The organism is Burkholderia sp. CpTa8-5 (assembly GCF_017815045.1).
Lineage (GTDB): Bacteria > Pseudomonadota > Gammaproteobacteria > Burkholderiales > Burkholderiaceae > Burkholderia > Burkholderia sola.
In genome coordinates, this window is sequence record NZ_JAGIQD010000019.1 from 1 (window position 1) to 22,525 (window position 22,525).

Consider the following 22,525-nt stretch of genomic DNA (forward strand, 5'->3'; position numbering starts at 1 on the left):
GCGATCGGGCCGTCAAGTCCCGTCCTGCTCGTTATGCTGTCCGGTTCCTCAGAAAGAACCTTAACTGAACGGCATTACACCCGGAGGTGGCGTTTTTTCATCATGCCGCGCTGCGATGCGCTTCGCTTACTCGCTGCCGAGATAGAAGAAGCGGAACAGGAACACGGCCGCGATGATCCACACGATCGGCTTGACCGTGCGCGCCTGGCCCGTCAGCAGCTTGAGGCCGCCGTATGCGATGAAGCCGAACGCGACGCCGTTCGCGATCGAGTACGTGAACGGCATCAGCAGCGCGGTCAGCGCGGCCGGCACGGCTTCCGTCGCATCGTCCCACGGTACTTCGACCATCTCGCGCAGCATCAGGCACGACACGTACAGCAGCGCCGGCGCCGTTGCGTAGGCCGGCACGACGCCGGCGAGCGGGGCGATGAACAGGCACGCGAGGAACAGCACCGCGACGGTGATCGCCGTCACGCCCGTGCGGCCGCCGGCCTGCACGCCCGACGCGCTTTCGATATACGCGGTGGTCGACGACGTGCCGAGCACCGAGCCCGCGACGATTGCCGTGCTGTCGGCGAGCAGCGCCTTGTTCAGGCGGTTCATCTTGCCCTCGACGAGCAGGCCCGCGCGGTTCGCGACGCCCATCAGCGTACCCGTCGCATCGAACAGCTCGACGAGGAAGAACACGAGGATCACGTTGATGATGCCGGTCGACAGCGCGGCGCCGATGTCGAGCTTGAACAGCGTTGCATCGATCGACGGCGGCGCGGAGAACACGCCGTGGAACTGGTTGTCGCCGAAGAAGAACGACAGCACCGTGACGCCGATGATGCCGATCAGGATCGCGCCGCGCACGCGCAGGTGGTCGAGCGTGACGATCGTGAAGAAGCCGACGATCGCGAGGATCGTCGTGGGCTTGTGCAGATCGCCGAGCGTGACGAGCGTGGCCGGGTTGCCGACGATCACGCCCGACGTCTTCAGCGAGATGATGCCGAGGAACAGGCCGATACCGGCGGTGATCGAGATCCGCAGCGATTTCGGAATGCCGTTGACGATCGCCTCGCGCACGCGGAACAGCGTGACGAGCAGGAACAGGCAGCCGGAGATGAACACCGCGCCGAGCGCGGCCTGCCACGTGAAGCCCATCCCCTTGACGACCGTGTACGCGAAATACGCGTTCAGGCCCATGCCGGGCGCGCATGCGATCGGGTAGTTCGCGTACAGCCCCATGATGATCGACGCCAGCGCCGCGACGAGGCAGGTCGCGACGAACACGGATTCCTTCGGCATGCCGGCATCGCCGAGGATCGCGGGATTGACGAAGATGATGTAGGCCATCGTCAGGAACGTGGTGACGCCCGCGAGTATCTCGGTGCGGAAGTCGGTGCCGGCTTCAGCGAAGCCGAAATACCGCTTGATGGATTCCATGAAGGCGTTTCTCCGGTCGGATCGTGTTGATTGTTGTGCCGAATTGTTCTACAGGCAGCGCGCGGCGGGCTTAATGTAACCAGCCACTATTGCCCGGCTATCGGCGGATTGTAATAGCGCGGATAGCTCGGACGATATAGTTGGAGGGCACGATCGGTTGCCTGCGCGCGAACGGCCTGGCAGCCCGGCCGCGCGACGAAGGCGCGCATTTTACCGGTTCGCGCGGCGCGGACCGGCAGAAATGGCGGAAACGGGCGAAACGAAGGAAGCGGAAGCAGGAGGAATGCGGAAAACCGGCCGATGCGTGCGCAACGGCACGGCGGCCGCGTCGCGCATGGCGAGTGTGCGACGGCTTGCGGCTGAAACCGCGCGCCCGCACGTGCGCGCGGCCGGTACGAATGCCCGGCAGCTGCCATTCATCAGCCCAGGCGGCTGCAGATATCGGGCTATCCTGCGCCGAAGCCGTCCCGTCCGCAACTGTCATTTCGCGATGCGGGCGCGACTGTGGTTTCTGTGTAAAAGATTGCAAGACCCCATCGCATAAACCGGCAAGTCTTTCTAGGATAGATACACCGCGCATGCACACGCCGGCCGGTAATTGCCGACGCGGGGGAGTCGCAGTCCGTGCAGGCCAGGCGGTGAATGGCGGTCAAGGCCGTTGCGCGTTTGGGCAGGCACGGCCGGTCAGGCGCGGCAGATTGCGATTGCCCGATGCGGGTTCGTCCGTAAATCACGGAGGTCAGCATGTTGAACTGGATCAGCCGTTGGGCGATGCGACACGCCCCCACGCCGGAAAAAACCGCTGCATCGATGCTCGTGACGGCGCGCATGGAACTGTTCGCAGCCGAACAGCGCGTCATCGATGCGAAATTACAAGCGGATTACTGGCGTACACGAGTGTCATTCCTCGAAGAGGTGCAGAAGCAGGGCATCGATCCGTGGGTGACCTCGCAGGCAGCGCAACGTCCCGACCTCGATTCCACTCCACGGAGCACGGGCCCGCGCCTCGCCGCCAGCACCTGATGCGCACACTGCATCCGGTCGTTGCGCACGGCGTGCGATCGCTCGCGGCACGCACTGGTGTGCCGCGGCATTCGATGCGCACCTGCGGCGTGCTGCGCCGCGGGTGCGTCCGTTTCCGGTCGCGGCCGTTCCGCGTCTCGCGTGCTTGACGGCACGTCGCTCATCCGCTGCTTCTCCCTATCCCGACGAGCAAACGTTGCACTTGCGCGAGCGCGCGCCTGAAGCGCTCGCCGCGGCGCACGTACGCGGTCGTGATCGTCGCTTCGGCCGATCGGTCGGCGTCGGTGCCGATCCAGATGCGCTCGCCGCGCGCGATGCGCAGCACGTCGCCGGGCCGCACCCAGTCGTCGTCGACGCTCGGCGGGCGCGTGACCCACAGCGCCGCGCCATGCGCGCGGAGCTCCGCATCCTGCGGCGCGCGCCAGGTCATCGTCGTGCGCGGCGCGATCGCGAAACGGATCACGACAGTCGGTAGTGCGATCGTGCCGGTGCGGCGCCGATCGGGACGATCAAACAGCTGGCTTGCCTGGTCCATCGTCTTCTCCATTCAGTGAGCCGGACGGATGACGCGCACCAGAACAAAAAGGCCTCATCCGTTTCCGGCGAGGCCTTGTGTGACATGCGGTACTGCTCGATTGCTAACGCACAAGCGCCTCCCGTGAATCATTCTTTCGAATGTTCATCGAGCAATGAATCGCGACGGCGATGAGCTTGAACGTAGGCATGCGATCGATTTTGTTGTCGGGCCGCAGTGTTGTCAACGACTATTTTCGGGAGAGGCGCGGGCGATACGTTGCCGCGCACGTGCTGCGTTTCACGAGGTCGCTGCGCGCGCGGATCGAGCGCGCAGCGATGCACGATGCGTCGCTCGGGACATCATCGACATCGTTCGCCCAGCATGATGCGCAACTGCGCGAGCGCGCGCGCAAGCCACGCGTCGCGCTTCATCACGTACACGGTCGTGATCGAGGCTGCGGCGGGCCGCTCGTCGTCGGTGCTGATCCAGATGCGATCGCCGCGCTGCACGCGCAGCACGTCGCCGGTTCGAATCCAGTAATCGTCGACGCTGCCCAGCCGCGTGATCCACAGCGTCGCATCGTGCACACGGATCTCGGCGTCGTGCCGGGCACGCCACGCCAGCGTCCTGCGCGGCGCGACCGTGAAATGCAGCTCGACGCTCGGCAATGCGATTGCGTCGGTGCGGCACCGATCGCGACAAACAACCAGCCGGCTTGCTTGGTCCATCGTCATCTCCATCCGTTGAGCCGGGCGGGATGACGCGCACCAAAACAAAAGGCCTCATCCGTTTCCGGCGAGGCCTCGTGACATGCGCAACTGAATCTCGATGCTAACGCACAAGCGCCCCCGGTGATCGCCACGCATGGGCGTTCACTCGTGTTTTATGCGCGATGGCGTTGGGCTTGAGCATAGGCATGCGAACGAGTGTGTCGTGGCAGCGCGGCGCTGTCAACGGCAATTTCGAGATACGTGGCGGTTACGCGTCGCGTTGTGCAAGGCCGTTCACGAGCAGCTCGGACAGCAGGCCCGTCATCGATGCGAAATTACAGGCGGATTACTGGCGCACACGGGTGTCATTTCTCGAGGAGGTGCAAAAGCAAGGCATCGACCCGTGGGCGATCTCGCAGGCGGCGCAACGCCCCGACCTCGATTCCACTCCTCGGAGCACCGGCCCGCGTCTCGCCGTCAGCACCTGATGCGCGCATTTCTTCGAGCAGGTTCAGTCGTTCAGCAACGTTTCGATGGCGGGTGCGGAAACCGCACCGGACATCATGCGGCCGTTCGCGTTGAACAGCGTCGGCGTGCCGCGCAGGCCCAACGCAAGGCCGAGCGAGCGGATCTGCGCGAGCGGTGCGGCACACGTGCCGGCGGCAGGTTGCGCGTTGTCGATCATCCACGCTTTCCACGCCGCATTCCGGTCATTCGCGCACCAGACGCCACGCGCATGCACGGCGGCCTGCGGATGGAGTCCCTCGAGCGGATAGAGGAAGGTTTGAATGGTGACGTTGTCGATCCGTTCAAGCGTGCGCTCCAGTCTTTTGCAATGGGAACAATCCGGATCGGAGAAGACATAGAGCGTGCGCTTGCCGTTGCCGCGAACCGTCTTGATCGCGTGGTCGCGCGCCATCGACGCGAGAACCCGGCCGGTGTCGCGCTCCGCAATGCGGGTGCCGGAGGGCAGCGCGATCGCGCCGGAAGACGCCGCAGGCGCGCCGTGACTTGCCGGTGCGGGCGCCGCGTTCAGGATGGAGGGGAGGCTTGCGAGCAGGCTCGCAAGCACGGTCAACTGGAGCAGTGTTCGTTTGGTCATATTGATACGGTATGCGAATAATGTGGAAGGTCCGCACACCAGATGACAAACGAGTGCGAGCCCGGTTCAGTGCATGCCGTGAACGAGTCGGCGATGCCCGGGCGACCGGGCATCGTGCCGGCTTGCTCGGGCAACGCGCGCGGCGCTCAGCGGCTGGCTGCTTCCTCCGTGCTCGCCTGGTCGCTGGTCTGTTGCTGGGCAGCGGGCGCGTCGTGGTCAGGATCGTCGCAGGCCACGGCGTTGCCGCTGACGGCGAATGCTGCGGCGAGAGCAAGTATCACTCGGGATGCGTTCATCAGATAATCTCCGGTTTCGATGGGTGGGAACGCCTTTTGGGGTGACACAAGGCGTTCGGGATTCGTATTGTGTCCACGCGGCATCGATGCGACCAACTTCCTGAAAAGAATCTCAATACGCGAGTGCTTTCGGTCCCTTGTTCCCGCTGGCGCGCAAGCTCGAAAAAAAGCCTCGGCCGTTTCCGGCGAGGCCTTGTGCGAGGGGCGGCGGTACTGATCGGCGCGCTCACGCACCAGCGCCACCGATGACGCGCCGATTCATGCATGTGCCCGGCGATGGAGCGCGATGGCGATGAGCGCGAACACCGGCACGCGAGCGAGCGTGTCGCCGCGCAGCGGCGGCGTCAACGACAGTTTTCGATGCGGGCGCGGGTTACGCGTCGCGTTGCGCGAGGCCGTTCACGAGCAGCTCGGACAGCAGGCCCGTCATCCCTGCCGGGTGCGTGGCCGCGCGGGCCTTCAGTTGTTCGACCAGCTCGGCGTTGAGCTTGCACGCGAACGGCACGAGGCCCTGTTCCTGGTCGAGCTTGCGCTGCGCGCGACGGTCCAGCTTGGCCGCTTCGTCGGCGCCCTTGCCGAAACGCGCGGAGCTCGACTGTTTCATCGCATGCGTCAGCTTGAGCGCCTTGTTCTTTTCGAGATCGGTTTTCTTCATGGCCATCGCGGCACCTCCGGGAAATTGAAGCCGCGATTGTACGCATTTCGGCGGGCGCCGCCCCCGAACCGGCCGGAAGCCCGCTTATGCGCCTTTCGTCGTGCCCCAGTTGCCGCCGTGCGCGGCCGCCTGCGCGGCCGGCGAGCGCGCGAGGTACGCGAGCGCCTGCTCGGTCGAGCCTTCGCGGTGCGGCGTATAGCCCGGCTTGAAATAGCGCAGCGCCGCGCCGATCACCTTCCAGAACGACGGCAGGTGCCCGCGCCGCGAACCCTGCCACCACGCGAGCACGAAGCCCGGGTAGCGGCCGGCGTCCGGGTCGCGCCGGTACATGAATTTCGCCCCGGTCGTGATGTAGTAGAGCAGCAGCAGGATCACGAACGCCATGTGCACGCAGCGCTCCGGATAGGTGCCGCTCAGGTGCCGGTAGATGTCGAACGCGACGGTGCGGTGCTCGACTTCCTCGGCACCGTGCCAGCGCAGCAGGTCGACCATCGTCGGGTCCGCACGGCCTTCGTCGAGCCCGTGCGCGTTCAGCACCCAGTTACCGAGATAGCCGAAGAAATGCTCGAGCGACGCGATCACCGCGAGTTGTTGCCGCAGCCAGAAGCGCGTATGGCCGATCTTCAGCCCGAGCGGGGCTTCGCCGAGCACGCGCGTGAACAGCCGGTTGAGCTTCTGCGTGAACGGCTTCGTGTCGATGCCGTGGCGGTCGTAGTAGTGCTTCAGTACGCCGCCGTGCGAGCGCGAATGCACGGCTTCCTGCCGCAGGAAGCCTTCGGCTTCGTCGCGCAGGCGTGCATCGGCGATCAGCGGCAGCGCCTTGTTGTACACGCGGCAGAACCACAGCTCGCCTTCCGGGAACAGCAGGTTCAGCGTGTTGATGATGTGCGTGCTGCCCGGATCGTTCGGCACCCAGGTGACCGGCGTGTCGCTGAAGTCGAACTTCACGTGCCGGGCCTTGATCTTGTGATAGTCGGCGGTATCGGTCATGTTGTCCCCCTGTCCTTGTGCGGCGTCGTGCGCCGTCAATGCGATGCCATGCTGATGCGCGCGATCATCCGGCCCAGCCACGGCATGAAGCGGCCGACGAAGCGCAGCGCGTGCGCTTCGCCGCCGACCGCGACGACGGGGCGGTTGCGCAGCACGCCGTCGACCATCGCCTGCGCGACGGTTTCGGGTTTCAGGCCGCGCATCTGGTACAGCCTGGTCGCGCGCTTGCGCAGCCGCGCTTCGTCCTGCGCGTCGGCGCCCGCGTAGTGCGTCGACGCCATGATTCCCGTCTCCGCGAAACCGGGGCACACGGCCGTCACGCCGATGCCTTTGTCCGCGAGCTCCGCGCGCATGCATTCGCTGAGCATCAGCACCGCGGCCTTCGTCGTCGCATACGCGGGCAGGTCGCGCGACGGCCCGAACGCGGCGGCCGATGCGGTATTGACGATGTGCCCGCCGGTGCCGCGCGCGGCCATCTGCTGCGCGAACAACCGCGAGCCGTGGATCACGCCCCACAGATTCACGTGCAGGATGCGCTCCCAGTGCCGCGTGCTCGTGTCGAGGATGCCGCCGGCCATGCCGATGCCCGCGTTGTTGATCACGACGTCCGCGCCGCCGAGTTCGCTGCCGACCCATGCCGCGAGCGTTTCCATTTCGTCGGCGGACCCGACGTCGACGCGCTTCGCATGCGCGTGCGCGCCGGTCAGCCCGATGAGCAGCGCGGTGCGTTCGGCGCTCGCGAAATCGATGTCGCATGCGACGACCGTCGCGCCTTCGCGGGCGAAGGCCAGCGCCGCGCAGCGGCCGATCCCGCTGCCCGCGCCGGTGACGACCGCGACCTTGCCGCCGAAGCGCCCGCTGGTGGCGCGGCGGCGCGCGTTCGCGAGCGCGGGCGGTTCGTTGCCGGATTCGACCGCGTCGATCAATTGCCCGGCGAGATCCGCGAAGCGCGCGGGATCGGCGAGCGGCAGCCAGTGGCCGGCCGCGACTTCGCGGCGGTAGTACTGCGGCACCCAGCGCGACAGGTTTTCGGACAGCGCGGGGCTCACGTATTTGTCGCCGAGCGGCACGATCGTCTGCACCGGTGCGTGCGCATAGCGTTCGCGCGGCGCGAACAGGCAGCGGATGAAGTTCGCGCGATACAGGCGCACGCCGCGCGCGCCGTCGTCGGCCTGGGTCGGGCGCGGCGCGGCAGGCGTTTTCTCGAGCCGGCGCAGCAGGCCCGGCCACGCGCGGCCCAGCCACAGCCGCCAGCCGAGTTCGGGAAGAAACGGCAGGTGGAACAGATACACGTACCACGAGCGCACGAGCTGGCCGCCGAGCCTGGCGAGCGATGCGGGCGTCGGGTGCAGCACGCGTTCGCGCAGCCAGAAGCCGACGTGGTCGAGGCACGGCCCCGAGCACGACGTATACGACGCGATACGGCCGGCCAGGCGCGGATCGGTGACGAATTCCCAGCCCTGGATCGACCCCCAGTCGTGTGCGACCAGGTGCACGGCCCGCCCGGGGCAGAGCGCATCGATCACCGCGACGAAATCGTCGGTCAGCTTCGCGAGATGGTAGTCGGCCGTGCGCGTCGGCACGCCGGACAGGCCCGCGCCGCGCACGTCGTACGCGATCACGTAGTGTCGGCGCGCGAGCAGCGGCGCGACGTGCTGCCAGACGCTGCTGTCGTCGGGATAGCCGTGCACGAGCACGACCGGCGAGCGGGCCGGGTCGCCCCAGGTCCGGACCGCGAGCGTCAGGTCGCCGGAGGCGACCGCCGTTTCGCCGTGAACCGATTCGAACAGGGCCAGCGGCGCTTCGTCGGAAAGAGGCTGCATCGTGAGTCCGTCGTTCAGGGAGTCGAGGGAGAGGTGCGGGCGCGTCAGGCGGCGGCCGGAACGTTCGCCGCGGCCTGCGTGCGTTCAGCCTGGCGGCGCTGCCAGCGGCGCACGTGCGGCAGGTCGTCGTCGAGCCAGTACGCGTCGTCGTCGGTGATCACGAGCAGTTCCTCGAATTTCGCGCCGGCGCCGGCGAAGCCGAGATGCGGCTCGACGGCCCACAGGCCCGGCACCGGCGCATGCTCGGAGCGGCGGTCGATCGACCACAGCGGCGACCAGCCCTGCCGTTTCGCCGCGCGGCCCTGGTCGAGCAGCAGGTTGCGCGTCGCATTCAGCCCGAAGCGCGCGACGAAGCGCGGCTTCGACAGCTTGTGGATCTTCGCGACGCGATGCGCGAGCACTTTGAACGGATAGGCCTTGTGGCGCGGCTCGACGCCCTGGCGGCGGCACAGCGCGTCGACTTCCTGTGCGACTTCCGCCATTGGCCGGCGCGCCTTCACGAGCCGCACGATCAGGTCGCGATGGTCCATCAGGTCGTCCTGCAACTGCTCGAGGATCGGGTTGCGGCCGAGACAGTGCGCGTAGCCGACGTCGGCGACGATGCCGTCGAGCACCGGCGCGACGTCGAGGATTACCGGCATGTCGGTTTCGAGCTGGCGGTTGCTCGGGAAGAACGCGAGATTGAAGCCGCCCATGTGCTTGAGGCCGGAGAAGCCGTCGAACGCGGTGCGGTCGCCGAACCATGCGAACGGCTTGTGCAGCCAGTCGTGCACGCCGTGATCCTGCAGCCATTCGGTCAGCAGGCGCGCGGCTTCCTTTTCGGTGATGCCCGGATAGAGCATCGCGCCGACGGTCTCGACGCAGCGGTAGGCAAGCTGCTGAACCGCGCGGAATTGCGGCAGTTCGTCGAGGTGGACTTCCGGCAGCGGATGGTGGGCGGTCATGATGCGTCTCCATGTGTCGGCCCGCGTTTGCGTCTCGGCGCGACGCGGGTCCAGTGCGAGGCTGGGGCGCTGATCCGGAACGCCTCCGCCGATGATCCCGAGCGGATTATTCAGTCAGCACTTAATGTGCCATTGTTCGATGTAACAATCATAGCCGGTTTGGTCTCATACGCCAGCCCTTGGGGATGAGGGCTTCTCCTAATGAACGGTCGAAATGGAGGGGAAGCTCTAGGTTTGCGGCGGTCGGGGCCGGAGGGTTGGTGCGTGCTCACGCGTCCTAGGCGGGGGAGCCGGCCGGGAGCCCCCCGCGAGGCTCCGGCGCCCGCCCGGCATGTCGCGCCGGATCAACTCCCCGTCGCGTCGCGGCACGACGCTGTCAAATTGCCGAAATAATTTCGTCACATCATCCGCCCCGATTCGAAGCCTTTTCGGCTTCGCGAGGCCGGTGTGCCGCGCGTCGCGCGGGGCAGCGACCGAGCCGATTCGACATTTCCACGGAGAGAGACCATGCAACGCCGCCGGTTCATGAACACCCTTGCCGCGGCGACCGCCGCGACGCCGCTGATGCTCAAGGCCGGCATCGCCGGCGCGAAGAGCGCCACCGCGCCGGACGCGCTGGACCCGGGCCGCTGGTCGCCGTTCAACGCCGCGCGCCTGCAGGCGGTGCTCGACCGGCATGGCGTCAAGAGCGCGCGCTACGACGCCAAGCGCCGCCCGTATGCGGTGTTCGACTGGGACAACACGTGCATCATGAACGACTGCGAAGAAGCGCTGCTGATGTACCAGATCAACCATCTGCAGTACAAGCTGACGCCGGACGAGTTCGTCGCCGTGATGTGGAAGGACGTGCCGAAGGGCGCGTTCATGAAGGACTACACGACCGTCGACGGCAAGCCGGTGACGATGGAGGACCTCGCCGCCGACGTGGAGTCCGACTACCGCTGGCTCCATGCGAATTACAAGGGCCTCGGCGGCGACAAGAGCCTCGACGAGATTCGCGAGACCGATCCGTTCAAGGATTTCCGCGCGAAGCTGTACTTCATGTACGACGCGATCTGCGACACGCACCCGCTCGAAGTCGGCTACAAGTGGATCATCTACTTCTACAAGAACATGACGACCGCTGAATTGCAGGCGATGGCGGAAGCGTCGAACAACTACGGGATCGGCGACGCGCTGCGCAAGGTCCGCTACGAAAGCCCGAAAGCGCTGCCGGGCAAGGCAGGCGTGGTGGCCGATACGCATTTCCACGGCATCCGCATTCACGAGGAAATCCGCGCGGTGATGCATACGCTGCGTGCGAACGGCATCGACGTGTACGTGAGCACCGCGTCGCTCGACGACGTCGTGCGCGTATTCGCCGGCAATCCGAACTACGGCTACGGCGTGCCGCCCGAGAACGTGATCGGCCTGCGTCTCGACATGCAGGACGGCAAGTACACGAGCACCTATCCGGCCGGCTGGCATTTCAACTGGGGGCCGGGCAAGACGGTGGGCATTCGCAACGTGCTCGCGTCGAAGAAGGGCTACGGCCCGCTGCTGGTGTTCGGCGACAGCGACGGCGACGCGTGGATGCTGCGCGATTTCAAGGACACCGCGGCCGGCGTGATCGTCAACCGGATGAAGAAGGGCGAGATCGGCGCGGACAGCAAGCTCGCGGCCGAACAGATCGGCAACCCGGACGCGCGCTTCCTGCTGCAGGGCCGCGACGAGCACACGGGGCTGATGATCCCGGACGAGAAGTCGATCAAGTACGGCAAGGCCGAACGCAAGCTGCTGGCCTGACGCGGGCGGGGCGGCGCAGCCCACGCGCCCGCGCTTATCGGTATCGGCCCGCGGCGTCGTGCGGGCCGGCACACGCGCGTCTCAAGGCTCGCGCTTCGTCCCCAACCGATCCAGCAACGCGCCCAGCAGATCGACCGGCAGCGGAAACACGATCGTCGAATTCTTGTCCGCCGCGATCGTCGTCAGCGTCTGCAGATAGCGCAGCTGCATCGCCTGCGGCTGCAGCGCGAGCCGTTGCGCGGCCTGCAGCAGCTTCTCCGACGCCTGCAATTCGCCTTCCGCATGAATCACCTTCGCGCGCCGCTCGCGCTCGGCTTCGGCCTGCCGCGCGATCGCGCGGATCATCGTCTCGTTCAGGTCGACGTGCTTGATCTCGACCGTCGACACCTTGATCCCCCACGCATCGGTCTGCGCGTCGAGCGTCTTCTGGATGTCGGCGTTCAGTTGTTCGCGCTCGGCGAGCAGCGCGTCGAGTTCGTGCTTGCCGAGCACCGCGCGCAGCGTCGTCTGCGCGAGCTGGCTCGTCGCCTCGAAGAAGCGCGCGACCTGGATCACGGCCTTTTCGGGATCGACGACGCGGAAATACACGACCGCATTGACCTTCACCGACACGTTGTCGCGCGTGATCACGTCCTGCGCCGGCACGTCGAACACGACGGTGCGCAGGTCGATCCGCACGACCTGCTGGACGATCGGGATGATCAGCACGAGCCCCGGCCCCTTCACCTTCCAGAACCGGCCGAGCATGAACACGACACCGCGCTCGTACTCGCGAAAGATGCGGATCGACGACGCGACGAGCACCACGACGAAGACGACCAGGACGCTGCTGAAGCCGAACGTGTAACCGATCATGAAGGTTCTCCCTGGGGATGGGCGGGGCCGGGCACGTCGTAGAGCGGCGCGACCGTCAGCGTCAGCCCGTGGCGGCCGGTCACGCGCACGCGGCAGCCGGCTGCCAGCGGCGTGCTGCTCGCCACGCGCCAGCGCTCGCCGTGCACGCGCGCCCAGCCGGCGGCCGACGGTGGCGTGCCGGCCGCGCCCTGCGGCTGGTCCGGCTGCAGGCCGTCGTCGAGCACTTCGCCGATGCTGCCGAGCATCGCCTCGGCGCCGGTCACGACCGGGCGGCGCCGCGCGCGCAGCGCGACGCTCGACACGCCCGCGACGAGCAGCGCGCCGCCGAGCGCGAGGCTCGCGATCACGGGCCACGGAATCCCGTAGCCGGGCACGTCGGTATCGATCAGCATCAGTGCGCCGATCGTGAACGCGACGATTCCACCGAACCCGAGCACGCCGAAGGTCGGCAGGAACGCCTCGGCGACGAGGCAGCCGAGCCCGAGCAATACGAGGCCGAGGCCCGCATAGCTGACCGGCAGCAACTGCATCGCGAACAGGCCGACCAGCAGGCAGATCGTGCCGGCGACGCCCGGCAGCACGAAGCCCGGGTTCGCGAATTCGAAGAAGAGCCCGTAGATGCCGATCGTCAGCAGGATCAGCGCGACGTTCGGATCGGCGATGATCGCCAGGAAGCGGCTGCGCCAGTCGGGCGCGAGCACGACGAGCGGCGCGTGCGCGCTCGCGAGATGCAGCGTGCCGGCGGTCGTCGTCACCGTGCGGCCGTCGAGCTGGCGCGCGAGGTCGGCCGGGTCCTGCGCGATCAGGTCGACGACGTGCTGCGCGCGCGCTTCGTTCGCCGACAGGCTCACGGCCTCGCGCACCGCGCGCTCGGCCCATTCGGCATTGCGTCCGCGCAATTGCGCGAGGCCGCGGATGTATGCGGAAGCGTCCTGGATCGCCTTGCGGATCTCGGTCGATTGCGTATCAGTCGGCAGCACGGCAGCCGCGTCCGACACACCGGACGCGCCCGATGCACCGGTCGGTCGCGGCGCGGCGGGATTCGCACCCGGCGGCGCGGCGCCGCCGATGCCGAACTGCACGGGCGACGCCGCGCCGAGGTTGGTGCCCGGCGCCATCGCCGCGAAGTGGCTCGCATAGACGATGTAGGTGCCCGCGCTCGCCGCCCGCGCACCGCCCGGCGCGACGAACGCGGCGACCGGCACTGGCGAGCCGAGGATGGCCTTGATGATCTGCCGCATCGACGTATCGAGGCCGCCGGGCGTGTCGAGCTGGAGGATCGCGAGCGGCGCGCGCTCGCGGGCCGCGCGGTCGAGCGAACGCACGATGAAATCGGCGCTGGCCGGGCCGATCGCGCCGTTGACGGGAATCACGACGACCGGATGCGCGGCGGGCGCGTCGGCCGATGGCGGCGCGGCGACCGCGGCGCATACGACGAGCAGCGCCGCGAACAGCGCGGCGCGCGCGACCCGCGCGGACAGCGGGTGACGGGAGCGGCCGGCCGGCGCGGCAGGCGCCGGCGGCGGCTCATGACGGTGAAAACGCATCGGGGCGTCCGGGCGGTGCACGGCCGCGTGCCGTCCGGCTCGCGAAAAGGGCGTGGGCCCGATGCTTGAAGATTAGGCGGTTTCGGCCGAAAGCGCGAAGGTGCGGCCGCACCGGCCGGCGTCAGCTTGCGCCGCCGCCGCGCGCGAGCACTTCGTCGCGATAGTCGGCCGGGCTGCGCCCGCTCCATTTACGGAACGCGCGGTAGAACGCGCTCGGCTCCGCGAACCCGGTCGCGGCCGCGACGTCGGCAATCGTGCGGGCCGGGTCGGCCAGCGCCTCGAACGCGAGATCGCGCCGCAGCGTGTCCTTGATCGACTGGTACGCGTGGCCTTCCTGGTGCAGCTTGCGGCGCAGCGTGGCCTCGGCCACGTGCAGCCGCGCGGCCATCCCGCCCGCGCAGGGCCACGCGGCGGGCGGCATCCCGCGCAGCACCGCGCGCACGCGCTGCGCGAGCGCGTTCGGGTTGCGGTACTTGACGATGAAGCTGGCCGGCGCGTTGCGCAGAAACGTTTTCAGCGTCTTCGCGTTCTGCACGACCGGCAGCGTCGCGAATTCGGGATCGAAATCGACATACGAATCGGGCTCGTTGAACCGCATGTCGTCGCAGAACATCGACGGGTATTCGTGGTCGGCGGGCGGCGTGTCGCAGCGGAAGCTCGCATGCAGCAGCGGAATGCGCCGGCCGATCAGCCAGCAGGTGAGCCCGTACACGATGATGAAATAGGTCGCGTACGTGAACATCGCGGGCGTCGCGCCGTTGTTGCGGTGCACGAAACGCAGCCGCACGCGCTGCGGATTCGCGTCGAGTTCCGCATGCAGGTCGTCGAGCACGCAGTGCATGAAGTTCACGGCGCGCGCCATCGCGTGCAGCCCGTCGCGCGCGGACAGCGCGGCCTGGCTCATCGCGATGAAGCTGCCGCTGCGCATCGGGTGGCGATCCTGCCCGAAAAACTCGTCGTCGAGCGTGCGTGCGATCGCGTTCCACAGTGCGCCGTATTGCTGCGCGGACACGCGGGCGCGCGGCTGCGCGAGCAGCGCCGGCGCGATGCCGGCCTGCGCGAGCAGCGGCTCGGCCGCGACGCCGCGCCGCGTGGCCAGCGCGACGCTGTACGCGACGAGGCTGATCGCGACGGTTCCCTTGTCTTCCTGCTTCATCGGTGTCGCCGGTGTGGCAAAAACGCTCAGTGTAAATGAGCGACGCGAGCATCGAACAGTCGCGCGCGCTTGCCTACACTTGTTGCATCGAAACGCAAGGACGGTCGCGCCCGGCGGCCGCGGGAGACAGCAGCACCATGGACGAGCTTTACACCGAAGACCAGCGGATGATCCGCGACGCCGCGCGTGCTTTCGCCACCGAGAGGCTGGCGCCGAACGCCGCGCAGTGGGACCACGACGCGCACCTGCCCGACGCGATTGTCGCGCAGCTCGGCGAGCTCGGCCTGCTCGGGATGATCGTGCCGCAGGAACTGGGCGGCTCGTATACGGACTACGTTGCCTACGCGCTCGCGATGGAGGAAGTCGCGGCCGGCGACGCCGCGTGCGCGACGATGATGAGCGTGCACAACTCGGTCGGCTGCGGGCCGATCCTCGGCTTCGGCACGCCTGCCCAGAAGGATCGCTGGCTGGCCGACATGGCGGCCGGCCGCGTGATCGGCGCATTCTGCCTGACCGAGCCGCATGCCGGTTCCGAGGCGAACAACCTGCGCACGCGGGCCGAACTGCGCGACGGCAAGTGGGTGCTGAACGGCGCGAAGCAGTTCGTGACCAACGGCCAGCGCGCGGGTGTCGCGATCGTTTTTGCCATGACGGACCCGGAAGCCGGCAAGCGCGGCATTTCCGCGTTCCTGGTGCCGACCGACACGCCGGGCTTCATCGTCGGCAAGCCCGAGAAGAAGATGGGCATCCGCGCGTCGGACACGTGCCCGATCACGTTCGAAAACTGCGCGATTCCGGAAGAAAACCTGCTCGGCAATCGCGGCGAAGGGCTGAAGATCGCGCTGTCGAACCTCGAGGGCGGGCGCATCGGCATCGCCGCGCAGGCGCTCGGCATCGCGCGCGCCGCGTTCGACAAGGCGCGCCGCTATGCGGGCGAGCGCGTGCAGTTCGGCAAACCGATCGCCGAGCACCAGGCGATCCAGCAGAAGCTCGCCGACATGGCCGTGCAGATCAACGCCGCGCGCCTGCTCGTGCATCACGCGGCGAAACTGCGCACGGCCGGGCTGCCGTGCCTGTCGGAAGCGTCGCAGGCGAAGCTGTTCGCGTCCGAGATGGCCGAGCGCGTCTGCTCGGATGCGATCCAGATTCATGGCGGCTACGGCTACCTGGTCGATTACGAAGTCGAGCGTCACTATCGCGACGCACGTATCACGCAGATTTACGAAGGCACCAGCGAAGTGCAGCGGATGGTGATCGCGCGGCAGCTTTGAGCCGCGGCGCTCCGATCCGGCATCACGCAATCGAACGAGCAGGCGCACGACGCAGGCACGAGGGCAGCGCGGCGAACGCGGCACGCAACGACGTGACCGTGCGCCGTGCAACACGGAACGGTTCAGGTGCCGCGGCACCTGCGCCGGTTGACCGCTGGGCATGGAGACTGGACGGAGACGACACATGACGGTACAGGCATTCCTGGACGCACGCGACTTCCTGCTGCGCCATCGCACCGACTACGACACCGCGTACCGCGATTTCGCATGGCCGGTGCTCGATGCGTTCAACTGGGCGCTCGACTACTTCGACCCGATGGCGCGCGGCAACGACCAGCCCGCGCTGTGGATCGTCGACGCGGCGACCGGCACCGGCGATCCGTACTCGTTCGCGCAAATGTCCGAGCGTTCGTCGCGGATCGCGAACTGGCTGCGTTCGATCGGCGTCGTGCGCGGCGATCGCATTCTGCTGATGCTGCCGAACCGGGTCGAGCTGTGGGACGCGATGCTGGCCGCGATGAAGCTCGGCGCGATCGTGCTGCCCGCCACCACGCAACTGTCGCCCGACGACGTGCGCGATCGCGTGCAGATCGGCGGCGCGACCTACGCGATCGTCGACGAAAACGAAACCGCGAAGTTCGAGCAGGCCGGCCTCGGCCTGAAGCAGAAGATCGTCGCCGGCGCGCCGCGCGCGGGCTGGCTCGCGATGAACGACGGCTATGCGGCGAGCGCCGAATTCAAGCCGGACGCCGTCACGCACGCGAACGATCCGATGCTGCTGTACTTCACGTCGGGCACGACGTCGAAGCCGAAGCTCGTCGAGCACACGCACCGCACCTACCCGGTCGGCCATCTGTCGACGATGTACTGGGTCGGCCTGCAGCCGGGCGACATCCACTGGAACATCAGCTCGCCGGGCTGGGCGAAGCACGCGTGGAGCTGCTTCTTCGCGCCGTGGAATGCGCAGGCGTGCGTGTTCGCGTTCAACTATGCGCGCTTCGAGCCGAAGGTCGTGCTCGATGCGCTCGTCAAATACCGGGTGACGACGCTATGCGCGCCGCCGACCGTGTGGCGCATGCTGGTGCAGCAGCCGCTCGCGTCGTTCGACGTGAAGCTGCGCGAGATCGTCGGTGCGGGCGAGCCGCTGAATCCCGAGATCATCGAGCGCGTGAAGAAGGCATGGAACATCTCGATTCGCGACGGCTACGGCCAGACCGAGACGACCTGCCTGATCGGCAACTCGCCGGGCCAGCCGGTGGTCGCGGGCTCGATGGGCCGGCCGCTGCCCGGCTACCGGATCGCGCTGCTCGACCCGGACGGCGCGCCGGTGACCGAAGGCGAAGTCGCGCTGCCGATCGGCGACGGCGTCACGCGCCCGGTCGGGCTGATGACTGGCTATGCGAACAATCCCGACGCGACGGCCCACGCGATGCGCGACGGCCACTACCGCACGTCGGACATCGCGATGCGTCGCGACGACGGCTATTACGTGTACATCGGCCGCGCGGACGACGTGTTCAAGTCGTCCGACTACCGGCTGAGCCCGTTCGAACTCGAAAGCGTGCTGATCGAGCACCCGGCGATCGCCGAGGCGGCCGTCGTGCCGAGCCCGGACCCGGTGCGGCTGTCGGTGCCGAAGACGTTCATCACGCTGCGCCAGGGCTATGAAGAAAGCCCCGCGCTCGCGCTGGAGATTTTCCGTTTCTCGCGCGAGAAGCTCGCGCCGTACAAGCGCATCCGCCGGCTGCAATTCGCGGAGCTGCCGAAGACGATCTCGGGGAAGATCCGCCGCGTCGAGCTGCGCCGCCGCGAGATCGAGCGCGGCGACGATGCAACCGCGCGCATGCCCGGCGAATACTGGGAAGAAGATTTCGCCAACGAACTGAAATGACCGGAAACGGGCCGAGCGCGTCGCATTTCAGGGCGCGCCGCCCGCAGCCTGACTGAACCGAACCGGCCGCGTGTCGCCTGACGCCACGCGGCTCACTGCAAGGAGAGTGCACTGATGAACGCGAATCCGACGCCCCGTACGGGGCAAGACGTGCCGACGGTCAAGCTGCTGATCGACGGCGCTTTCGTCGAGTCCGCCACCCACGAGTGGCGCGACGTCGTCAACCCGGCGACGCAGCAGGTACTCGCGCGCGTGCCGTTCGCGACCGTCGCGGAAGTCGACGCGGCGGTGCGGGCCGCGCACGCCGCGTATGCGACGTGGAAGAACACGCCGATTTCCGCACGCATGCGCATCATGCTGAAGTTCCAGGATCGGGTGCGCGCGAACCAGCAGCGCATCGCGAAGACGCTGACGGCCGAGCAGGGCAAGACGCTTCCCGATGCCGAAGGCGACATCTTCCGCGGCCTCGAGGTGGTCGAGCACGCGTGTTCGATCGGCACGCTGCAGCTCGGCGAATTCGCGGAGAACGTCGCGGGCGGCGTCGACACCTACACGCTGCGCCAGCCCATCGGCGTGTGCGCCGGCATCACGCCGTTCAATTTCCCCGCGATGATTCCGCTGTGGATGTTCCCGATGGCGATCGTGTGCGGCAACACGTTCGTGCTGAAGCCGTCCGAGCAGGACCCGATGTCGACGATGGAACTCGTCGAGCTCGCGCTCGAGGCCGGCGTACCGAAGGGTGTGCTGAACGTCGTGCACGGCGGCAAGGAAGTCGTCGACGCGATCTGCACGCATCCGCTCGTGAAGGCGATCTCGTTCGTCGGATCGACGGCCGTCGGCACCCACGTGTACAACCTCGGCAGCCAGCACGGCAAGCGCGTGCAGTCGATGATGGGCGCGAAGAACCACGCGATCGTGCTGCCCGACGCGAACCGCGAGCAGGCGATCAACGCGCTGGTCGGCGCGGGCTTCGGCGCGGCCGGCCAGCGCTGCATGGCGACGTCCGTCGCGGTGCTCGTCGGCAGCGCGCGCGAATGGCTGCCCGATCTCGTCGCGAAGGCGAGGACGCTGAAGGTCAACGCGGGCTCGGAAGCGGGCACCGACGTCGGGCCGGTCGTATCGCGCGGCGCGAAGGCGCGGATTCTGTCGCTGATCGACATGGGTATCAAGGAAGGCGCGACGCTCGAACTCGACGGCCGCGACGTGAAGGTCGCGGGCTTCGAGGACGGCAACTTCATCGGCCCGACGATCTTTTCCGGCGTGAAAACCGACATGTCGATCTACACGCATGAAATCTTCGGGCCGGTGCTGGTCGTGATGGAGGTCGACACGCTCGACGACGCGATCGCGCTGGTCAACGCGAACCCGATGGGCAACGGCGTGGGCATCTTCACGCAGAGCGGCGCGGCCGCACGCAAGTTCCAGAGCGAGATCGACGTCGGCCAGGTCGGCATCAACATCCCGATCCCGGTGCCCGTGCCGTTCTTCAGCTTCACCGGTTCGCGCGGCTCGAAGCTCGGCGATCTGGGCCCGTACGGCAAGCAGGTCGTGCAGTTCTACACGCAGACGAAGACGGTCACCGCGCGCTGGTTCGACGACGACACGACGGCCGGCCCGGTGAACACGACGATCCGGCTGCATTGAGCGGCAAAGGAAACGAACATGAAAATCGGATTTATCGGCCTCGGCCACATGGGCGCGCCGATGGCGCTGAACCTGCTGAAAGCCGGCCATGACGTGCATGCGTTCGACCTGAGCGCCGACGCGTTGCGCGCATTGCAGGACGCCGGCGCGCAAGTGGCCGCGTCGCCGCGCGATGCGGCATCGGGTGCGACGTTCGTGATCACGATGCTGCCGGCCGCGCCGCACGTGCGCTCGGTGCTCGCCGGCGAGAACGGCGTGCTGGCCGGCCTCGGCGCGGGCGCGACCGTGATCGATTCGAGCACGATCGATCCGGCGAGCGCGCAGGCGTTCGGCGCGCTGGTGCGCGAGCACGGCGGCGCGTTCGTCGATGCGCCGGTGTCGGGCGGCACCGGCGGCGCGGCGGCCGGCACCTTGACCTTCATGGTCGGCGGCAGCGACGCGGACTTCGAGCGCGTGAAGCCGGTGCTCGCCGGGATGGGCAAGAACATCGTCCACTGCGGCGCGACGGGAATGGGGCAGGTCGCGAAGGTCTGCAACAACCTCGTGCTCGGCATCTCGATGGCGGCGGTGTCGGAGGCGATGTCGCTCGGCGTCGCGCTCGGCATCGACCCGAAGGTGCTGGCCGGCATCGTCAACACGTCGACGGGCCGCTGCTGGAGTTCGGATACCTACAACCCGTATCCGGGCGTGATCGACACCGCGCCGTCGTCGCGCGGCTACACGGGCGGCTTCGGCACCGACCTGATGCTGAAGGATCTCGGCCTCGCGAACGATGCGGCGAAGCAGGCGCGCCAGCCCGTCTATCTCGGTGCGCTCGCGCAGCAGCTGTACCAGACGATGAGCAGCCGCGGCGACGGCCAGCTCGATTTCTCGGCGGTGATCCGCCTGTACCAACCGGTCACGAAGAAGGACGCCTCATGATCGAACTCGACTTCGTCGACGACGGCGCGATCGCGTGCGCGACGCTCAAGCGTCCGCCCGCGAACGCCTTTACAGCCGACGGGCTGCAGCAATTGCAGCAGACCGTTGCCGAACTGAATGCGAACCCGCACGTGCGCGCGCTGGTGATCACCGGCGACGGCCCGAAGTTCTTCAGCGCGGGCGCCGACCTCAACACGTTCGCCGACGGCGATCGCGCGGTCGCGCGCGCGATGGCGGCGCGCTTCGGCGCGGCGTTCGAGGCGCTGCACGACGCGCGCGTCGTGACGATCGCGGCGATCAACGGCTATGCGATGGGCGGCGGCCTCGAATGCGCGCTCGCGTGCGATCTGCGGATCGCCGAAACGCATGCGCAGATGGCGCTGCCCGAGCCGTCGGTTGGCCTGCTGCCGTGCGGGCTTGGCACGCAGACGCTGCCCTGGCTCGTCGGCGAAGGCTGGGCGAAGAAGATCATCCTGACCGGCGCGCGCGTCGATGCGGCCACCGCGCTGCGGATCGGCCTCGTCGAGGACGTGGTGGAAAGCGGCGCGGCGCGCGATGCGGCGCTCGCGCTGGCGCGCAACGTCGCGCGGCAAAGCCCGCATGCGGTCGCCTACAGCAAGGATCTGATCGGCCTCGCGCGTCGCGGCGTGCCGCGCAGCGCGGCGCTCGCGGTCGAGCGCGAACGCTTCGTCGACCTGTTCGACACGGCCGATCCGCGCGAAGGCGTGGCGGCGTTCCTGGGCAAGCGCGCGCCGCAATGGCATACCGATGGAGAGCCGCAACGATGAGCACGCCGGTGACGAATCACGACGCATTCGCGGAGCAAGCGCCCGAGGTGTTGTTTCGCGTGGTGAACCGCGTGGCGCTGATCACGCTGAACCGGCCGGCCGCGCTCAACGCGCTGTCGTACGCGATGATCGGCGAACTCGCGGCGCTGTTCGAGCGCTGCCGCCACGACGACCAGATCGTCGCGGTCGTGCTGCGCGGCGCGGGCGAGAAGGGCTTCTGCGCGGGCGGCGACGTGCGTGCGTTGTACAGGATGGTCGCGCAGCGCGAAACCTGGCTGCCGTTCTTCGTCGACGAATACCGGCTCGACTACGCGATCCACACGTTCCCGAAGCCGGTGGTCGCGCTGATGGACGGCGTGACGATGGGCGGCGGCATGGGCCTCGCGCAGGGCGCGGCGCTGCGCGTCGCGACCGAGCGCAGCAAGATCGCGATGCCGGAAACGCGCATCGGCCTCGTGCCCGACGTGGGCGCGACGCATTTCCTGTCGCGCATGCCGGTCGAACTCGAACTGTACGTGGGGCTGACCGGCGCGATGCTGTCGGGCGCCGACGCGCTGAGCGCGAAGCTCGCGGACCTGTGCGTGCCGTCCGCGTGGCTCGACACGTTCGAGACGCGGATCGAAAGCGTCAAGTGGGACGGCGACGCGCTGCCGTTGCTGCGCAAGGTGTTCGAGCCGCCGTGCAACGTGGTGCCGCATGCGGCGCTCGACAGCCAGATGCCGTGGATCGTCCGCCACTTCGACAAGCGTTCGACCGTCGAGCGGATCGTCGCGACGCTCACGCAGGATCTGGCGCGCGACGAACTCGCGCGCGAGCACCGCCAATGGCTGCAGGCGACGCTCGATGCGCTCGCGAGCCATTCGCCGACGATGCTCGCCGTGACGCGCGAGGCATTGCTGCGCGGCCGGCAGATGACGCTCGCGGAATCGTTCCGGATGGAGCTCGGCATCGTCGCGCGGGCGATCGAGGAAGGCGATTTCTGCGAAGGCGTGCGCGCGCATCTCGTCGACAAGGATCGCAAGCCGCGCTGGGCGCCCGCGTCGCTCGTCGAGCTGCGCGCCGAACGCGTGCGGCATTTCCTGACGTCGCCGTGGAAGCTGTTCGCGCATCCGCTCGCCGATCTCGGCGCGGCGTGATCGCTGCGTGAGGGCCCGACGCGCCGCACGGCGCGTCGGCTTC

21 protein-coding genes are annotated in these 22,525 nt (G+C 67.8%); 9 read left to right on the forward strand and 12 right to left on the reverse strand.

What is annotated here, in order from left to right:
* Positions 1–126: 126 nt before the first annotated feature.
* Entirely contained in the window at positions 127–1,428 is a 1,302-nt protein-coding gene (locus J8I35_RS24665; protein WP_050012378.1) for an NCS2 family permease, read from the reverse strand.
* 744 nt (positions 1,429–2,172) lie between these two features.
* On the opposite strand from J8I35_RS24665, the gene J8I35_RS24670 reads away from it, so the two are divergent.
* Positions 2,173–2,451: a hypothetical protein gene (locus tag J8I35_RS24670; protein WP_006480752.1), complete on the forward strand. Its 279-nt coding sequence runs from the start codon at positions 2,173–2,175 to the stop codon at positions 2,449–2,451.
* 160 nt (positions 2,452–2,611) lie between these two features.
* On the opposite strand, the gene J8I35_RS24675 is transcribed toward J8I35_RS24670, so the two are convergent.
* Positions 2,612–2,986, reverse strand: coding sequence for a DUF2917 domain-containing protein (locus tag J8I35_RS24675; RefSeq protein WP_050012379.1), 375 nt, complete (start codon positions 2,984–2,986; stop codon positions 2,612–2,614).
* 341 nt (positions 2,987–3,327) lie between these two features.
* Positions 3,328–3,696, reverse strand: a complete 369-nt coding sequence (locus J8I35_RS24680) for a DUF2917 domain-containing protein (protein ID WP_209927425.1) — start codon at positions 3,694–3,696, stop codon at positions 3,328–3,330.
* A gap of 188 nt (positions 3,697–3,884) precedes the next feature.
* Between J8I35_RS24680 and J8I35_RS24685 the strand changes: the two genes are divergently transcribed.
* Positions 3,885–4,166 (forward strand): hypothetical protein, encoded by a 282-nt coding sequence (locus J8I35_RS24685; protein ID WP_209927528.1) that lies wholly within the window; start codon positions 3,885–3,887, stop codon positions 4,164–4,166.
* 23 nt (positions 4,167–4,189) lie between these two features.
* On the opposite strand, the gene J8I35_RS24690 is transcribed toward J8I35_RS24685, so the two are convergent.
* From J8I35_RS24690 to J8I35_RS24715, 6 genes are all read right to left on the reverse strand, one after another.
* Positions 4,190–4,780: a DsbC family protein gene (locus tag J8I35_RS24690; RefSeq protein ID WP_209927426.1), complete on the reverse strand. Its 591-nt coding sequence runs from the start codon at positions 4,778–4,780 to the stop codon at positions 4,190–4,192.
* Between the two features lie 146 nt (positions 4,781–4,926).
* A complete protein-coding gene (locus J8I35_RS24695) occupies positions 4,927–5,076 on the reverse strand; it encodes a hypothetical protein (protein WP_160300503.1) in 150 nt (49 codons plus the stop codon).
* 373 nt (positions 5,077–5,449) lie between these two features.
* Positions 5,450–5,737 (reverse strand): hypothetical protein, encoded by a 288-nt coding sequence (locus tag J8I35_RS24700; protein ID WP_050012383.1) that lies wholly within the window; start codon positions 5,735–5,737, stop codon positions 5,450–5,452.
* 78 nt (positions 5,738–5,815) lie between these two features.
* Complete coding sequence (locus J8I35_RS24705; protein WP_209927427.1) at positions 5,816–6,721, reverse strand: metal-dependent hydrolase; 906 nt, start codon at positions 6,719–6,721, stop codon at positions 5,816–5,818.
* A gap of 35 nt (positions 6,722–6,756) precedes the next feature.
* The gene (locus J8I35_RS24710) at positions 6,757–8,544 is read right to left on the reverse strand and encodes an SDR family oxidoreductase (protein WP_124594983.1); all 1,788 of its coding nucleotides are present in this window, start codon (positions 8,542–8,544) and stop codon (positions 6,757–6,759) included.
* 44 nt (positions 8,545–8,588) lie between these two features.
* Complete coding sequence (locus tag J8I35_RS24715) at positions 8,589–9,488, reverse strand: M24 family metallopeptidase (RefSeq protein ID WP_209927428.1); 900 nt, start codon at positions 9,486–9,488, stop codon at positions 8,589–8,591.
* 507 nt (positions 9,489–9,995) lie between these two features.
* Here J8I35_RS24715 and J8I35_RS24720 point away from each other — a divergent pair.
* Positions 9,996–11,273: a haloacid dehalogenase-like hydrolase gene (locus J8I35_RS24720; RefSeq protein ID WP_124594984.1), complete on the forward strand. Its 1,278-nt coding sequence runs from the start codon at positions 9,996–9,998 to the stop codon at positions 11,271–11,273.
* Positions 11,274–11,354: 81 nt separating this feature from the next.
* Here J8I35_RS24720 and J8I35_RS24725 read toward each other — a convergent pair whose 3' ends face one another.
* The 3 genes from J8I35_RS24725 to J8I35_RS24735 form a co-directional block, all read right to left on the reverse strand.
* Positions 11,355–12,128, reverse strand: a complete 774-nt coding sequence (locus J8I35_RS24725; RefSeq protein ID WP_050012388.1) for a slipin family protein — start codon at positions 12,126–12,128, stop codon at positions 11,355–11,357.
* Positions 12,125–13,675, reverse strand: coding sequence for a nodulation protein NfeD (locus J8I35_RS24730; protein ID WP_209927429.1), 1,551 nt, complete (start codon positions 13,673–13,675; stop codon positions 12,125–12,127). The genes J8I35_RS24725 and J8I35_RS24730 overlap by 4 nt, the downstream gene beginning before the upstream one ends.
* A gap of 121 nt (positions 13,676–13,796) precedes the next feature.
* Positions 13,797–14,831 (reverse strand): AraC family transcriptional regulator, encoded by a 1,035-nt coding sequence (locus J8I35_RS24735; protein ID WP_209927430.1) that lies wholly within the window; start codon positions 14,829–14,831, stop codon positions 13,797–13,799.
* Positions 14,832–14,968: 137 nt separating this feature from the next.
* Between J8I35_RS24735 and J8I35_RS24740 the strand changes: the two genes are divergently transcribed.
* The 6 genes from J8I35_RS24740 (at position 14,969) to J8I35_RS24765 (ending at position 22,482) form a co-directional block, all read left to right on the forward strand.
* The gene (locus J8I35_RS24740) at positions 14,969–16,102 is read left to right on the forward strand and encodes an acyl-CoA dehydrogenase family protein (RefSeq protein ID WP_126368935.1); all 1,134 of its coding nucleotides are present in this window, start codon (positions 14,969–14,971) and stop codon (positions 16,100–16,102) included.
* Positions 16,103–16,286: 184 nt separating this feature from the next.
* Positions 16,287–17,993 carry an AMP-binding protein gene (locus J8I35_RS24745; RefSeq protein ID WP_209927431.1) on the forward strand — a complete coding sequence of 569 codons (1,707 nt, stop codon included), beginning with the start codon at positions 16,287–16,289 and terminating at the stop codon, positions 17,991–17,993.
* Positions 17,994–18,107: 114 nt separating this feature from the next.
* The gene (locus tag J8I35_RS24750) at positions 18,108–19,637 is read left to right on the forward strand and encodes a CoA-acylating methylmalonate-semialdehyde dehydrogenase (RefSeq protein ID WP_124631604.1); all 1,530 of its coding nucleotides are present in this window, start codon (positions 18,108–18,110) and stop codon (positions 19,635–19,637) included.
* A gap of 18 nt (positions 19,638–19,655) precedes the next feature.
* A complete protein-coding gene (gene mmsB, locus J8I35_RS24755; RefSeq protein WP_050012393.1) occupies positions 19,656–20,558 on the forward strand; it encodes a 3-hydroxyisobutyrate dehydrogenase in 903 nt (300 codons plus the stop codon).
* Positions 20,555–21,346 carry an enoyl-CoA hydratase gene (locus J8I35_RS24760; RefSeq protein ID WP_209927432.1) on the forward strand — a complete coding sequence of 264 codons (792 nt, stop codon included), beginning with the start codon at positions 20,555–20,557 and terminating at the stop codon, positions 21,344–21,346. Before mmsB ends, J8I35_RS24760 begins: the two co-directional genes overlap by 4 nt.
* The gene (locus J8I35_RS24765) at positions 21,343–22,482 is read left to right on the forward strand and encodes an enoyl-CoA hydratase/isomerase family protein (protein ID WP_209927433.1); all 1,140 of its coding nucleotides are present in this window, start codon (positions 21,343–21,345) and stop codon (positions 22,480–22,482) included. The genes J8I35_RS24760 and J8I35_RS24765 overlap by 4 nt, the downstream gene beginning before the upstream one ends.
* Positions 22,483–22,525 lie beyond the last annotated feature (43 nt).

Bases quoted from the DNA above. Each gene is read 5' to 3' on its own strand.
- J8I35_RS24730 (WP_209927429.1), bottom strand. From the start codon at position 13,675: ATGCGTTTTCACCGTCATGAGCCGCCGCCGGCGCCTGCCGCGCCGGCC.
- J8I35_RS24760 (WP_209927432.1), top strand. From the start codon at position 20,555: ATGATCGAACTCGACTTCGTCGACGACGGCGCGATCGCGTGCGCGACG.
- J8I35_RS24705 (WP_209927427.1), bottom strand. From the start codon at position 6,721: ATGACCGATACCGCCGACTATCACAAGATCAAGGCCCGGCACGTGAAG.
- J8I35_RS24765 (WP_209927433.1), top strand. From the start codon at position 21,343: ATGAGCACGCCGGTGACGAATCACGACGCATTCGCGGAGCAAGCGCCC.
- J8I35_RS24685 (WP_209927528.1), top strand. From the start codon at position 3,885: ATGCGAACGAGTGTGTCGTGGCAGCGCGGCGCTGTCAACGGCAATTTC.
- J8I35_RS24695 (WP_160300503.1), bottom strand. From the start codon at position 5,076: ATGAACGCATCCCGAGTGATACTTGCTCTCGCCGCAGCATTCGCCGTC.
- J8I35_RS24740 (WP_126368935.1), top strand. From the start codon at position 14,969: ATGGACGAGCTTTACACCGAAGACCAGCGGATGATCCGCGACGCCGCG.
- J8I35_RS24670 (WP_006480752.1), top strand. From the start codon at position 2,173: ATGTTGAACTGGATCAGCCGTTGGGCGATGCGACACGCCCCCACGCCG.
- J8I35_RS24675 (WP_050012379.1), bottom strand. From the start codon at position 2,986: ATGGACCAGGCAAGCCAGCTGTTTGATCGTCCCGATCGGCGCCGCACC.
- J8I35_RS24750 (WP_124631604.1), top strand. From the start codon at position 18,108: ATGAACGCGAATCCGACGCCCCGTACGGGGCAAGACGTGCCGACGGTC.
- J8I35_RS24735 (WP_209927430.1), bottom strand. From the start codon at position 14,831: ATGAAGCAGGAAGACAAGGGAACCGTCGCGATCAGCCTCGTCGCGTAC.
- J8I35_RS24720 (WP_124594984.1), top strand. From the start codon at position 9,996: ATGCAACGCCGCCGGTTCATGAACACCCTTGCCGCGGCGACCGCCGCG.
- J8I35_RS24690 (WP_209927426.1), bottom strand. From the start codon at position 4,780: ATGACCAAACGAACACTGCTCCAGTTGACCGTGCTTGCGAGCCTGCTC.
- mmsB (WP_050012393.1), top strand. From the start codon at position 19,656: ATGAAAATCGGATTTATCGGCCTCGGCCACATGGGCGCGCCGATGGCG.
- J8I35_RS24715 (WP_209927428.1), bottom strand. From the start codon at position 9,488: ATGACCGCCCACCATCCGCTGCCGGAAGTCCACCTCGACGAACTGCCG.
- J8I35_RS24700 (WP_050012383.1), bottom strand. From the start codon at position 5,737: ATGGCCATGAAGAAAACCGATCTCGAAAAGAACAAGGCGCTCAAGCTG.
- J8I35_RS24680 (WP_209927425.1), bottom strand. From the start codon at position 3,696: ATGGACCAAGCAAGCCGGCTGGTTGTTTGTCGCGATCGGTGCCGCACC.
- J8I35_RS24710 (WP_124594983.1), bottom strand. From the start codon at position 8,544: ATGCAGCCTCTTTCCGACGAAGCGCCGCTGGCCCTGTTCGAATCGGTT.
- J8I35_RS24745 (WP_209927431.1), top strand. From the start codon at position 16,287: ATGACGGTACAGGCATTCCTGGACGCACGCGACTTCCTGCTGCGCCAT.
- J8I35_RS24725 (WP_050012388.1), bottom strand. From the start codon at position 12,128: ATGATCGGTTACACGTTCGGCTTCAGCAGCGTCCTGGTCGTCTTCGTC.
- J8I35_RS24665 (WP_050012378.1), bottom strand. From the start codon at position 1,428: ATGGAATCCATCAAGCGGTATTTCGGCTTCGCTGAAGCCGGCACCGAC.